Origin of the sequence: Pseudomonas sp. ADAK7 (assembly GCF_012935675.1) — a bacterium.
GTDB lineage: Bacteria > Pseudomonadota > Gammaproteobacteria > Pseudomonadales > Pseudomonadaceae > Aquipseudomonas.
The window spans coordinates 293301-306863 of the sequence record NZ_CP052861.1 but is presented as its reverse complement, the minus strand read 5'-3'; the positions used below and the strand labels follow the sequence as shown (position 1 = coordinate 306863).

Sequence of the window (13563 nt, the reverse complement as noted above, 5' to 3'; positions counted from 1 at the left end):
GCCGCCAAGGGCCCGAATGCTACTTTCGAAGGAGATGGCGGCGTGCGTTGGTAGGGGGTGTTGCGGGGTGTCAGACACAACCATTCGCGGGCAAGCCTCGCTCCTGCGGATCACCTGAACCTGTAGGAGCGAGGCTTGCCCGCGAAAGCCGTTACGCGGTCCAACGTCGAATCAAAAGAACCCCATCGGATTGATGTCGTAGCTCACCAGCAGGTTTTTGGTCTGCTGGTAATGGTCGAGCATCATCTTGTGGTTTTCACGGCCGACCCCGGACTTCTTGTAGCCACCGAACGCGGCGTGGGCCGGGTACAGGTGGTAGCAGTTGGTCCAGACACGCCCGGCCTTGATCGCCCGGCCCATGCGGTAGGCGCGGTTGATGTCGCGGGTCCACAGGCCGGCGCCGAGGCCGAACTCGCTGTCGTTGGCAATCGCCAGGGCTTCGGCTTCGTCCTTGAAGGTGGTGATGCCGACCACCGGGCCGAAGATTTCTTCCTGGAACACGCGCATTTTGTTGTGGCCCTTGAGCAGGGTCGGCTGGATGTAATAACCGGTCGACAAGTCGCCTTCGAGGCGCTCGGCCGCGCCACCGGTGAGTAGCTCGGCGCCCTCCTCCTGGGCAATTTTCAGGTACGAGAGGATCTTGTCGTATTGCTGCTCGGACGCCTGGGCGCCGACCATGGTTTCGGTGTCCAGCGGGTTGCCGCGCTTGATCTTGACGATCTTCTGCATCACCACTTTCATGAAGTCGTCGTAGATCGACTCCTGCACTAGCGCTCGCGACGGACAGGTGCAGACTTCGCCCTGGTTGAAAAACGCCAGCACCAGGCCTTCGGCGGCCTTCTCAATGAACTGTGGCTCGGCTTGCATGATGTCTTCGAAGAAGATGTTCGGCGACTTGCCGCCCAGTTCCACGGTGCTGGGAATGATGTTCTCGGCCGCGCATTTCATGATGTGCGCGCCAATCGGGGTGGACCCGGTGAAGGCAATCTTGGCGATGCGCTTGCTGGTGGCCAGCGCCTCACCGGCTTCGCGACCGAAACCCTGGACGATGTTCAGCACACCGGGCGGCAGCAAGTCGGCGATCAGCTCGGCGAAGACCATGATCGACAGCGGCGTCTGCTCGGCGGGTTTGAGTACCACGCAGTTACCGGCGGCCAGGGCCGGGGCAAGTTTCCACGCGGCCATCAGCAGCGGGAAGTTCCACGGAATGATCTGTCCGACCACGCCCAGCGGCTCGTGGAAGTGGTAGGCGGTGGTCAGCTCGTTGATTTCGGCAGCGCCACCTTCCTGGGCACGAATGCAGCCGGCAAAGTAGCGGAAATGGTCGGCGGCCAGTGGCACGTCGGCGTTGAGGGTTTCGCGCACGGCTTTGCCGTTGTCCCAGGTTTCGGCGACGGCGAGGATTTCCAGGTTTTGCTCGATGCGGTCGGCGATTTTAAGCAGCACCAGGGAGCGGTCCTGGGCCGAGGTCTTGCCCCAGGCATCGGCGGCCGCGTGGGCGGCGTCGAGGGCTTTGTCGATGTCGGCGGCGCTGGAACGCGGGAACTCGGCGATCACTTCACCGTTGACCGGCGAGGTGTTGGTGAAGTATTCGCCATTGACCGGCGGCACGAACTCGCCACCGATGAAATTGCCGTAACGCGGCTTGAAGGAAACGATGGCGCCAGGTGTACCAGGTTGTGCGTAGATCATGGTGGGCCTCTGTCTGGGTCGGTGCCTGTCGGGCAAACAGGCGATGCACCGATAGTAGAGAGCCCCGCACGCCGGACGAATGCGCCGTTGGAGGGGGGACTCTCGTTATTTGGTAGTAGGTGATCGTTCCCACGCTCTGCGTGGGAACGCAGCCCGGGACGCTCCGCGTCCCCCTCAAGAGCCGAACGCGGAGCGTCCGAAGAGGCATTTCCACGCGGAGCGTTGGAACGATCGCCACGGGGAGCGTGGGAACGATCAGTGGCGGCAATCAGTGTTTAGCGACGACCAGGTCCTTCGGCAACTTGAACGTCCAGAGCATCCCGCCCTGGTTGAAGTCCTTGATGCGTTTGGCCACTTCGCCGCCCCACAACGGTACGGCGCCACCCCAACCGGATAGCACCGAGACGTACTGTTCACCGTCCATTTCCCAGGTCACAGGCGAGCCGAGAACACCGGAGCCAGTCTGGAATTCCCAGACCTTTTCGCCAGTCTTGGCATTGAAGGCCTGGAGGAAACCTTCCGGCGTACCGGTGAAGACCAAATTACCTTTGGTGGTCAGCACCCCGCCCCACAGCGGCGCGTAGTTCTTGTGACGCCAGACTTCTTTACCGGTGACCGGATCGATGGCGCGCAGCACGCCGATGTAGTCTTCGTTCAACGGTTTGATGGTGAAACCGGCGCCGAGGAACGCCGCGCCTTTCTTGTAGGCGATGCCTTCGTTCCAGATGTCCATGCCCCACTCGTTGGACGGCACGTAGAACAGCTTGGTGTCCTTGTTGTAGGCCATCGGCATCCAGTTCTTCGCACCGAGGAATGCTGGCGCGACAAACACCGAGCTGCCCTTGGCTTCAGTGCCCGGCGCGCCCGGACGGCTGGCTTCGTTGTAGATTGGCCGGCCCTCTTTATCCAGGCCGGTGGCCCAGGTGATCTTGTCCACGAACGGGAAGCCACGAATGAACTTGCCGTTGGTGCGATCGAGCACGTAGAAGAAACCGTTACGGTCGGCGGTGGCGGCGGCTTTGATTTCCTTGCCGCCCTCGGTGTAATTGAACGACACCAGTTCGTTCACGCCGTCATAGTCCCAACCATCGTGAGGCGTGCTTTGGAAGTGCCATTTGATGGTGCCGTCGTCCGGGTTCAACGCCAGGCGCGACGAGGAGTAGAGGTTGTCACCAGGGCGCAGGTGCGAGTTCCAGGGCGCCGGGTTGCCGGTGCCGAACAGCAGCAGATTGGTTTCCGGGTCGTAGTAGCCACCAAGCCAAGGCGCAGCGCCGCCGGTTTTCCATAGGTCGCCGGGCCAGGTCTTGCCCGCTTCGCCGCCGGAGATGCCGTTTTCTATCGCTTTGCCGTCCTTGTAGACGTAACCCATGTGGCCTTCGACCGTGGGCCGGGTCCACAGCAGTTCACCGTTTTTCGGGTCATAGGCGGAGATCTTGCCGACCACGCCGAACTCGCCACCCGCCACGCCGGTAATCAGTTTGCCGTTGATCACCAGCGGCGCGGCGCTGATTGAATAGCCTTCCTTGTGGTCGGCGACTTTCTTGCTCCAGACGACTTTGCCGGTGTCCTTGTTCAGGGCCACGAGCTTGGCGTCGAGGGTGCCGAAGAACACCAGGTCGCCGTACAGCGCCACGCCACGGTTGATCACGTCGCAGCACGGACGGATGTCATCGGGCAGGCGCGCGTCGTACTGCCAGAGTTTCTTGCCGGTGCGCGCATCCACCGCGAACACCCGTGAATAAGAACCGGTCATGTACATCACGCCGTCCTTGATCATCGGCTGCGCTTGCTGGCCGCGCTGTTTTTCACCGCCGAAGGAGAAGGCCCAAACCGGCCGCAGATCCTTGACGTTGTCGGCGTTGAGGGTGTCCAGCGGACTGTAGCGCTGACCCTGGACGCCCAGACCGTTGGTGACGATCTGCTCCGGGTTCTTGGGGTCCTGGAGAATGTCCTGGTCAGTGACGGCGGCCAATGCCGAGCCGGACAGCAGCATGGCACTGAGCAGCACACTCAAGACGAAGGGTTGGCGACGTGCGGGGTGGGTCATGACGGCTACCTCTGCGGTTTTTGTTATACCCGGGAAATTTTCCCGGTCTGGTGCAGATTCTTGAGCGCCGCCGCCCTTCCAACAATTGCCCGCAGTGTGGAGATTGCTAGTTCCTTAGTACGGGGTCCGACGATCCCGACCCGAAAGGGCTGGAACTGGACCTGTAGCAGCTGGCGAAGCCTGCGTTCGGCTGCGCAGCAGTCGTAAACCCGACTTGCACGGTTTGCCTGATGCACTGCGAACTCTGATTTCACGACTGCTGCGCAGCCGAACGCAGGCTTCGCCAGCTGCTACAAGGGTGTGCCGTCGGGTCACTGGTTTGCGGCGGAATCGACGCGGGTCATCTGTGCCCGCTCGTAGCCCGGGTACAAGTGGCTGGCACTGCGGATCAGTTCATAACGACTCAGGCTGATGCCAGCAAAACGCTCGGGGATGGGGCTGCGGATCATCTCGGACATGTCGCTGCCATTGGCGGCGCCGTCGCGCAGCAGTTGATCGAGCCAGGTCAGGTAGTCGCGCATCTGCTCGAAGGGTTTGGCATCCGTGGCCAGCGGGCCGTGGCCGGGCACGATCAGGGTCCAGGGCAAGGCTTGCAGGGTGGCGATGTCCGCCAGCCACACCGCCAGCCCCGGACTGTTCGGGGTGGTCAGGGCCCGTTGATAAAACACCAGGTCCCCGGCAAACAGCACGCCGGTTTGCTGGTCGAGAATAGCCAGATCCGCGCCGGTATGCCCACCCAGGCTTAGCAGGCGCAAATCGTGGTTCCCAAAACTTTTGACGCCCGGTGTCAGCGTCTCGGTGGGCAATACCACTTCGGTGCCGCGCATCCAGTCGCCCACCAGCCGATACATGTTCTCGGCCATGGCATCACCCTGCTTTTTCAGCAGTTCAGCGGTGCAGGCCAACGCGCCTATCGGCACGTCAGTGAACGCCTGATTGCCCAGCGCATGATCGGGGTGATGGTGGGTCAGCAGCACTTCGATCACCGGTTTATCGGTGACCGCGGCAATCGCCTTGCGCATCGCCTCGCCGTAGCGTTTCGACGGCCCGCTGTCGATCACCACCACCCCGCGCTCGGTGACGATGAACCCGGTGTTGACGATGTTGCCGCCGTTGGCCTTGGCGAAGTTGTCGGTGCTGCCTTCCAGCAGCCAGGTGTCCGGGGCGATCAGCCGTGGCTTGAGGGAATATTCAAGCTCCGCCGCCAACGCCGGCAGGCTCAAACCGATCAACAACAGCAATATCCAACGCATGACGCGCTCCTTGGCTCAGGGGATGGCCGCATCGAATTGATTGCCGCTGTTGTCGCGCAACAACAGGCGCGTCTGCCCTGCTCCTTCGATGTCGAAGGCCAGGTTGGGGTTTTCGCTGACAGCGGGAAACAGCTCCAGCGTCGCCAGCAGTTGATCGTTTTGATCGCGCAATTCGGCGTGGTTGATGAAGAATTCCGGAATACCGCTGACCATGCCGTTGTCCATCGGGTGCGCCACCTGCAAGCGCACGCGACTGAATTCACCACGGGGATAACGCCCGCCGAGCACTTCGCCGATATGGTCTTCCCAACCCGGCTGGGTACGCACCACGCTCGGCGCCGTGCAACCGCCGCCCGCCGCATCGATCAGGGTCGAACCGACGTGCCACACGCCATCGCGGGTCAACACTGCCGCACGCAGCGGCGTGGCCTGTTCGATGCGGATGCGGATCGACAGCCATGGCAGTACCCGGTCCAGCGGTTGGAAATCGACGATTTTCGGCAACGGATTAAGCTCGGCCCAAGCGAGGATTTTCACCACTTCGCCCTTGAACGCCCGGGCGTCGATTTCCAGCGGCACCTGGCGCGCATCTTCAGCGAAGGGCGGCGCCAGCAGCTTGACCCGCTCATCGAACACGAATGGCCCGTCGCCGAGCATTTGCTTGTGATAGAAGGCCCACATCACCGACGGCACCGGGTCTTTGCCCGGATCGATGTCTGCCGCTTGCGCGACCATGGGCAACCAACAGGCCAACAGGCAACTCGCTCGCCAGCCCACTATTGGTACATCTCCGGCACTTCATATTGCAGGCCGTAACGGGCATAGATGGCTTGCACCGAGCCCTCGCGGATCATGGCTTCCAGCGCCTCTTCCAAGGCATAGGACAATTGCCGGTTGCTTTCATGCACCGCCATGCCGATTTCCCAGCGCTGCTTGCCCATGTTCGGGTAGGCGTTCTCCGCCAGCGCCACTTGCGGGTCGTGCGCTTCATGCACCTGCCAGTCGACCTCACCGCGCATCGCCATCACCGCATCGACTTCACCGGCCTTCATCGCCGCAAAGGCCTGGGGCACGCCCGGATAGTGATGGGTCTTGCCGGCGAGCATGCCGTTGAACACCGAGGTCAGGTAGAACGACGGCACGCTGTCGACTTCAACGCCAATCGGATGCTGTTCAAACACCGCGACGCTGCCCACCGAATCCAGCCGGCGGCGGTCAAAGGCGACTTGCCATTGTTCATTCTGGTACGGGCCGAACATCACCACATGGTCGTTTTCCAGCTCGCCGAGCTCGTTGCGTTTTTGTGAGTAATCGCGGTCGTAGGGCACGCGCATCATCAGGTCAGCCAGTTGCTGATCGTGCAACTGACTGGCGCGCCAGATGTAATCACGCAGGTCGTCGTCGAGCTTCTCGCCGGCCGGCGCCCAGATCAGTTTGAGCTTCACCCCCAGCGCGGTGGCCAAGGCCTGCGCGAGGTCGACATCCACGCCTCGAGGCTGGCCGGCGTCTTCAAAACTGTAGGGGGCGAAATCCTTGTACACCGCGACTTTCAGCTCTCCGGCGGCGATCATTTGGTCATAGGTCCGAACCTGCGCCTGCACCACCTGGCAGCACAGCAACACAGCACTGATCAACACCGCGAGCAGGCGCATGGATTACTCCTCGACGTGCACGCTGTCCAGGTAGGTACGCACCGCCCACAAGGCTTCCTGACTCAGGTAATCGGCCATTTTCGGCATGTAGACCCGGCCGTCACGCACCGCGCCATGGCGCACCCGCTCAACGAACCATTCATCACCAGCGTCGCCGACATCGAGCATGCGTAGATCCGGGGCGATGCCACCGGACTTGGCTTCCAGGCCATGGCAGGCCGCGCAGTTCTGGTTGTAGGCCGAAGAGCCTATTTCCACCGCTTTATCGTGCTGCGGAGAATTGCGGTACGGGTTCGCCGCCGCCCAGCCATCGGCATCGACTGGCACGCCGGCGTCCTTGATCGGGGTCAGGCCCGGGGTTTCCACCGCTTGCGGTACCACGTTGCCGTGGGCCCAGACCGAACCTGCGCTGATAAAACCGGCCAGCAGCCCGGCAACCAGCAAGGCGTTGCGTTTTGTTGTCATTGTTATGCCCTCAGGATTGCACGCAAAACCTCTTGGCAGAGGCTATGGCACCCATCTTAGGAACGGCTTGGCGCCAACCCCATGCTGCTTTGGTGGCCGCCTTCTAGTCCCTTGGTAGTAGGGCTTGTGGCGCACACCCAAATCAGGTGCCGTTCGGGAACTCTTCCCGGCCACAGCGGGACTTTTTCCGTATCCGCCCACCCGCCGGGCGCACCACCCTGTGCAGGTCAAAACCTCCACTGGGACCTGCAACCATGACAATAAGATCGCTACCCGCCCTTTCCCCTCTGTCTATCGCCATACAGGCTTTTCTGCTGGTAAGCAGCCTGTCGCTAAGCGCTGCCAGCCAGGCGGCGACTGCTCCCGCCACCCCGACCCACAACGTGACGTGGGAAGACATTGCCAACGATCACCTGACCACCAAGGACGTGCTGCAATACGGCATGGGCACCAACGCCCAGCGCTGGAGCCCGTTGGCCCAGGTCAACGACAAGAACGTGTTCAAGCTGACCCCGGCCTGGTCCTACTCGTTTGGCGATGAAAAGCAGCGCGGCCAGGAATCCCAGGCCATCGTCAGCGACGGCGTGGTCTACGTCACCGGTTCCTATTCGCGGGTATTTGCTTTGGATGCCAAGACCGGCAAGCGCCTGTGGACCTACAACCATCGCCTGCCGGACAACATTCGTCCGTGCTGCGACGTGGTCAATCGCGGGGCGGCGATCTATGGCGACAAGATCTACTTCGGCACCCTCGATGCGCGGCTGATCGCCCTCGACAAAAACACCGGCAAAGTGGTCTGGAACAAAAAGTTCGGCGACCACGCCGCCGGCTACACCATGACCGGCGCCCCGGTGCTGATCAAAGACAAAACCTCCGGCAAGGTGCTGCTGATCCACGGCAGTTCCGGCGATGAATTCGGCGTGGTCGGCCAGTTGTTTGCCCGCGACCCGGACACCGGTGAAGAAGTCTGGATGCGTCCTTTCGTCGAAGGCCACATGGGCCGCTTGAACGGCAAGGACAGCACCACCACCGGCGACGTCAAAGCGCCGTCCTGGCCGAACGATCCGACCACTGAAACCGGCAAGGTCGAGGCCTGGAGCCACGGCGGCGGTGCCCCTTGGCAAAGTGCGAGCTTCGATCCGGAAACCAACACCATCATTGTCGGCGCCGGCAACCCTGGCCCGTGGAACACCTGGGCCCGGACGTCCAAGGACGGCAACCCCCACGACTTCGACAGCCTCTACACCTCGGGCCAGGTCGGCGTCGACCCGAGCACCGGCGAAGTGAAATGGTTCTACCAGCACACCCCGAACGATGCCTGGGATTTCTCCGGCAACAACGAGCTGGTGCTGTTCGACTACAAGGACAAGGACGGCAAAACGGTCAAAGCCACCGGCCATGCCGACCGCAACGGTTTCTTCTACGTGGTGGACCGCAACAACGGCAAATTGCAGAACGCCTTTCCCTTCGTCGACAACATCACTTGGGCCAGCCACATCGATCTGAAGACCGGCAAACCCGTCGAGAATCCGGGCCAGCGTCCGGCCAAACCGTTGCCAGGGGAAACCAAGGGCAAATCCGTGGAAGTCTCGCCGCCGTTCCTCGGTGGCAAGAACTGGAACCCGATGGCGTACAGCCAGGACACCGGGCTGTTCTACATTCCGGGCAACCAGTGGAAAGAGGAATACTGGACCGAAGAGGTCAACTACAAGAAAGGTTCGGCCTACCTGGGCATGGGGTTTCGCATCAAGCGCATGTACGACGATCACGTCGGCACCCTGCGCGCGATGAACCCGACCACCGGCAAAGTGGTCTGGGAGCACAAGGAAGCGCTGCCGCTGTGGGCCGGGGTGTTGGCGACCAAGGGCAACCTGGTGTTCACCGGGACGGGCGATGGTTTCTTCAAGGCATTTGATGCGAAAACCGGCGAAGAATTATGGAAGTTCCAGACCGGCAGCGGCATCGTCTCGCCGCCGATCACCTGGGAACAGGATGGCGAGCAGTACGTTGGCGTGACCGTTGGTTATGGCGGCGCGGTGCCGTTGTGGGGCGGCGACATGGCCGAGCTGACCAAACCGGTGGCTCAGGGCGGGTCTTTCTGGGTGTTCAAGATTCCGAGTTGGGATACGAAAACCGCTCAGCAGTAACGCCGCCACCCTTGCCGATACGACTCACGTAGCAGCTGTCGAGCCCCGGCGAGGCTGCGTTAGCGGTGTGTCAGGCACACCGTCGACGCAGCCTCGTTTCACTCGACAGCTGCTACGTAAAGCCGTATCGATGCCATTTAGAGGTTTCGTGATGAAATATCTGCCTTTATTGCTGCTATTGACCCTTCCCCTCGCTTACGCCGACGAAGGCGACGACGCCCCGCTGATCATCAACGGCTGCACCATCACCGAACACAGCCAATGCCCCGGCGCGAATCTCAGGGGCGCCAACCTGAGCAATCAGGACCTGCGCAGCATGAACCTCAGCGGCGCCGACCTGCGCGAGGCCGATCTGCGCCACGCCCGGCTCGACCTCGCCAACCTGGAAAAAGCCCAATTCCAAGGCGCCAACCTGACCCGTGCCAGCTTGCAACAGAGCAACCTGCGCCTCGCCGATTTCACGGGGGCGACGCTGATGGCAATCCAGGGTTGGGGCCTGTTCGCCCAGGGCGCGCAATTCGAAAACGCCAACCTTAGCGCCGCCTATCTGCAATTCGCCCGTCTCTCCGGGGCCAGGCTGCACAACGCCAACCTGCGGGCCGCCGACCTGGAAATGACCTGGCTGAGCAAGGCCGACCTGAAAGGCGCCGACCTCAGCGATGCCAACTTGCAAGAAGCCAAGTTCGGCGAGAGCAACCTCGAACAGGCCAATCTCAGCGGCGCGCGGCAGCATTATGCGAATTTTCAGGATGCGAATATGGAGGGCTGCACCGGGTGTCCGACGACGTGGGACAAATGAGCCGTGAACCGATCGTTCCCACGCTCTGCGTGGGAATGCAGCCCGGGACGCTCCGCGTCCCATCCAACGCCGAACGCGGAGCGTCCGTGGAGGCATTCCCACGCAGAGCGTGGGAACGATCAACGCTCAGCGTGGGAACGATCGTCAGCCAGCCTTGCGCACCACCCCCATATCAATCCCCAAATGCACCAGTTCGGTATGGGACGTGACCTGCAACTTGCTCTTGAGCAACGTCAGGTGATTGGAAACGGTCTTGCTGCTGATGTTCAACTGCTCGGCAATCAACCGCGCCGGGGTGCCTTTGGCGAGCATCACGAAAATCTCCAGTTCGCGCTGGGTCATGCTTTGCAAGCGCGGGTCGCTGGTGTCCTGCTGCGGGTGGCACGCCAGTTGGGTCGCCAGCGGTTGTTCGATGTAGGCATGGCCAGCAAGAATCCGGCGTACTGCTTCGATCAGCACTTCTGGCGCCGAGCTTTTGGTCAGATAACCGGAAGCCCCGGCGTCCAGTGCCTGGCGCACCAGCGGCAGTTCATCGTGCATGCTGAAAAACAGCACCCGCAATTGCGGCAAGCGCTGGCGCAAGCGTCGGGTGGTTTCCAGTCCACTGATCCCCGGCAAACCGAAATCCATGATCACCAGGTTCGGCACCGCTTCCTGGACCCGGATCAGCGCCTCTTCACCCGTGGCCGCTTCGCGCACTTGCATCGCCGGCAGCAGCGCCCGCAACAAACTGGCGTAGCCCTGACGGACCACCGCATGGTCATCGACCAGCAGAATATTCATGACGCCTCCAAAGGCATGCTCAAGGCCAGCGCCCAACCGGCGCCGGGGTGGCTGATGATCCGCAGCTCGCCGCCGAGGCTGCGGGCGCGTTCGAACATCGAATACAAACCGACACCCGGCCGTTGCGGCTGCGCGGCACCGCGACCGTTATCGCGAATCAGCAAGCGCAAGCGCCCGCCGCGTTGCTGCAGGCGAACCCGCACCTGACTGGCCTCAGCGTGCCGGGCAATGTTGGTCAACGCTTCCTGCAACAGGCGATAGAGATGAGTCTTGCTCGGCCCCGACAGCGCCGGTAACTGCGCGCTAACCCGCAACTGGCAATCGATACCCTGCCGGCCCTGCCATTGCGCCACCAGCAACGCAAAGGCTTCGGACAGCGGCAGATGTTGCAGCACCACCGGGTACAAATCGTGAACCAATGCCCGGAAGCCTTGTTGCAGGTGTTCGCAGTTGTGCTCCAGCTCGCGCACCGTGCGTTCGACGGTGTCTGGTTGGTCCGCCACCAGGCGTAGCAAACAGGCTTGAGCGCGGATCCCGGCCAGGTACTGACCGAGATCATCGTGCAGCGTCTGCGCCAGATGAGTGCGTTCCTGCTCCTGCACCGCGAGCAAGGTTTGCGTCAGTCGGGTGTTGTCGGCCCGGGCCTGTTCCAGCGCGCCGGTCATGCGATTGAAGTGCGTCGCCAATTGACGCGCTTCCGGCACACCTTGCCCGCGCAGGCGCACATTGAGCTGGCCGGCGGACACCTGCTGCAAGGCACGGAGTAATTCGTCGAGCAAGCCCATGCCCCGGCGCACCGCCCAGCGAATGGTCAACAGACTGACCAACAGCGCCAGACCACAGAGGAACAGTACCTGTTGCAGGGAATCCCAGACTTCATCGATCTCGTCCCGCGGATCGACCGCGATCAGCACCCGCCGACCGTCCTTCAAATCCAGGACCTGAGCGTTATGTCGAGCTTCGGCGAACAACAGCCGTCCGAGCCAGGCATCGAGGCCATCCTGCACCGGCAGCCGCGCCGCTTCGCCCGGTTCCAGCCAGCGTACCCGCACATGGCGCAGGCTTTGGGTCAGCCGTGGCTGGAGGCTGGCGGGATCGCGTTCGGCGGTTTCGCTCAGGTACTCGACCACCGCTTCGGCGGATTGCAGCTCACGCTCTACGTCCGCCAGCGCCTGATGCACCAGCAACGCCATGCACGCCAGGGTGACCAGGGCGAAAAAGCCGCAGACCCACAGGTTGATCCGCCACAGCGCCGACACGCCTAGCGCCCCGGTGTCATGGGCAAGGCCTGCACCAATGCCGGTCGCGGGCCATGAAATTTGTCGAGGCCGATCAGGGTCAGGATCAGCAACAACGGCAGGAGCAGCGCTTTGAGAATACGCATGGTCGATCCCCTCCTCGGTAATGGCCGTCGAAACCCATGCTAAAACCGCGCCGCCGTAGATGAGTTACTACCTTGGTACTGCCTTAGCGCTACTTTCTGCATATTTCCTCTGTCCCGCAGGCTTCCTATGCTGGCGCTACCGTCATGGAGTGCCTTATGCGCCAGCTTGCCCCCTACGCCTTGATCTACCTGCTGGCGATTGCCTGCGCCGCCGGGCTGGCGACCCAGAGCCAGGCCGCCGACGCGCCGTTACAGGTGCAGATCGGCTACCTGGGTTATCGCCCCGATCCGGGCCCGCTGCTGTCCAATGTCATTCCCGAGCCCACCGATGCCGGGCTGCGCGGCGCCGAACTGGCGATCACCGACAGCAACAGCACCGGGCGTTTCCTCAACCACAGCTACAACCTGGTCAGCGCCAGCGCCGACAGCCCGGATGCGCTGATCGAAGCGGCCAAGGCCCAGCACGAACAAGGCCTGCGTCTGTTTGTGGTCAACGCTCCGGTGGAAACCCTGCGCCGGCTCAGCGCGGTGTTGACCGACAGTTTGCTGTTCAACGCCGGCAGCCCGGATGACAGCCTGCGCACCACCAATTGCCTGCCGAACGTGCTGCACAGCCTGCCGAGCCGGGCGATGCTCGCCGATGCGCTGGCGCAGTTTTTGGTGGTGCGCAAATGGCAGCGGGCGCTGTTGATCGTCGGCCCGACCCCGGACGATCAAGCCTACGCCGCCGCCCTGCGTCGGTCCGCCAAACGCTTCGGCGTGAAACTGGTGGCTGAGAAGGACTGGAGCTTCGACAACGATCAACGCCGCAGCGCCCAGGCCGACATGCCGCTGTTCACCCAGACCGCCGAGTACGACGTGGTGCTGGTGGCCGATGAACGCGGCGACTTCGGCGAATACGTGCCCTACCAGACCTGGTATCCCCGCCCGGTCGCCGGCACCCAGGGCCTGACCCCGGTGGGCTGGCACAAAACCGTAGAAACCTACGGCGCCGCCCAATTGCAGAAGCGCTTCGAGGCCGTGGCCGGACGCTGGATGAATGACCGGGATTTCGCCGCATGGATGGCCGTGCGCAGCATCGCCAGCGCGGTGAGCAAATTGCGCCAGGTCGATCCAATGGCGATCCGGGCGCTGGAGATCAGCGATCAATTGCCGCTGGACGGTTTCAAGGGCCGCAAGCTCAGCTATCGACCGTGGAACGGCCAGTTGCGCCAGCCAATCCCCATCGTGCAACCGCGAGCGCTGGTCAGCACTTCGCCCCAGGACGGTTTCCTGCACCCGTTCAACGAAATGGACAGCCTGGGCTACGACAAGCCCGAAGTGAGCTGCCGCTTTCCCTGA

The 13563-nt window shown here is 62.4% G+C and carries 12 protein-coding genes; 3 read left to right on the top strand and 9 right to left on the bottom strand.

The window, feature by feature from the left end; all coding sequences use genetic code 11:
* Positions 1 to 171: 171 nt before the first annotated feature.
* The 6 genes from exaC to pedF form a co-directional block, all read right to left on the bottom strand.
* The gene (exaC, locus tag HKK53_RS01530) at positions 172 to 1692 is read right to left on the bottom strand and encodes an acetaldehyde dehydrogenase ExaC (RefSeq protein WP_169369004.1); all 1521 of its coding nucleotides are present in this window, start codon (positions 1690 to 1692) and stop codon (positions 172 to 174) included.
* Positions 1693 to 1960: 268 nt separating this feature from the next.
* A complete protein-coding gene (locus tag HKK53_RS01525; protein WP_169369003.1) occupies positions 1961 to 3739 on the bottom strand; it encodes a PQQ-dependent methanol/ethanol family dehydrogenase in 1779 nt (592 codons plus the stop codon).
* A gap of 311 nt (positions 3740 to 4050) precedes the next feature.
* Positions 4051 to 4992 carry a quinoprotein relay system zinc metallohydrolase 1 gene (locus HKK53_RS01520; RefSeq protein ID WP_169369002.1) on the bottom strand — a complete coding sequence of 314 codons (942 nt, stop codon included), beginning with the start codon at positions 4990 to 4992 and terminating at the stop codon, positions 4051 to 4053.
* A 15-nt stretch (positions 4993 to 5007) separates the two neighbouring features.
* Positions 5008 to 5769 carry a quinoprotein dehydrogenase-associated SoxYZ-like carrier gene (locus HKK53_RS01515; protein WP_169368999.1) on the bottom strand — a complete coding sequence of 254 codons (762 nt, stop codon included), beginning with the start codon at positions 5767 to 5769 and terminating at the stop codon, positions 5008 to 5010.
* Positions 5769 to 6644 (bottom strand): substrate-binding periplasmic protein, encoded by an 876-nt coding sequence (locus tag HKK53_RS01510; protein WP_169368998.1) that lies wholly within the window; start codon positions 6642 to 6644, stop codon positions 5769 to 5771. Before HKK53_RS01510 ends, HKK53_RS01515 begins: the two co-directional genes overlap by 1 nt.
* 3 nt (positions 6645 to 6647) lie before the next feature.
* Positions 6648 to 7109, bottom strand: a complete 462-nt coding sequence (gene pedF, locus HKK53_RS01505) for a cytochrome c-550 PedF (RefSeq protein WP_169368997.1) — start codon at positions 7107 to 7109, stop codon at positions 6648 to 6650.
* 254 nt (positions 7110 to 7363) lie between these two features.
* Here pedF and exaA point away from each other — a divergent pair, with 254 nt between their 5' ends.
* Both exaA and HKK53_RS01495 read left to right on the top strand, forming a co-directional pair.
* Positions 7364 to 9256: a quinoprotein ethanol dehydrogenase gene (gene exaA / locus HKK53_RS01500; RefSeq protein ID WP_169368996.1), complete on the top strand. Its 1893-nt coding sequence runs from the start codon at positions 7364 to 7366 to the stop codon at positions 9254 to 9256.
* Positions 9257 to 9407: 151 nt separating this feature from the next.
* Positions 9408 to 10055, top strand: a complete 648-nt coding sequence (locus tag HKK53_RS01495; protein ID WP_169368995.1) for a pentapeptide repeat-containing protein — start codon at positions 9408 to 9410, stop codon at positions 10053 to 10055.
* A 144-nt stretch (positions 10056 to 10199) separates the two neighbouring features.
* Here the strand turns inward: HKK53_RS01495 and HKK53_RS01490 are convergent, their stop codons facing one another.
* The 3 genes from HKK53_RS01490 to HKK53_RS32760 are packed head-to-tail and all read right to left on the bottom strand — an operon-like array spanning position 10200 to position 12222.
* Positions 10200 to 10838: a response regulator gene (locus HKK53_RS01490; protein WP_169368993.1), complete on the bottom strand. Its 639-nt coding sequence runs from the start codon at positions 10836 to 10838 to the stop codon at positions 10200 to 10202.
* Entirely contained in the window at positions 10835 to 12097 is a 1263-nt protein-coding gene (locus tag HKK53_RS01485; protein WP_169368991.1) for a sensor histidine kinase, read from the bottom strand. Before HKK53_RS01485 ends, HKK53_RS01490 begins: the two co-directional genes overlap by 4 nt.
* A gap of 2 nt (positions 12098 to 12099) precedes the next feature.
* Positions 12100 to 12222 (bottom strand): hypothetical protein, encoded by a 123-nt coding sequence (locus HKK53_RS32760; RefSeq protein WP_272900293.1) that lies wholly within the window; start codon positions 12220 to 12222, stop codon positions 12100 to 12102.
* Positions 12223 to 12378: 156 nt separating this feature from the next.
* Here HKK53_RS32760 and HKK53_RS01480 point away from each other — a divergent pair, with 156 nt between their 5' ends.
* Positions 12379 to 13563 (top strand): ABC transporter substrate-binding protein, encoded by a 1185-nt coding sequence (locus HKK53_RS01480; protein ID WP_169368989.1) that lies wholly within the window; start codon positions 12379 to 12381, stop codon positions 13561 to 13563.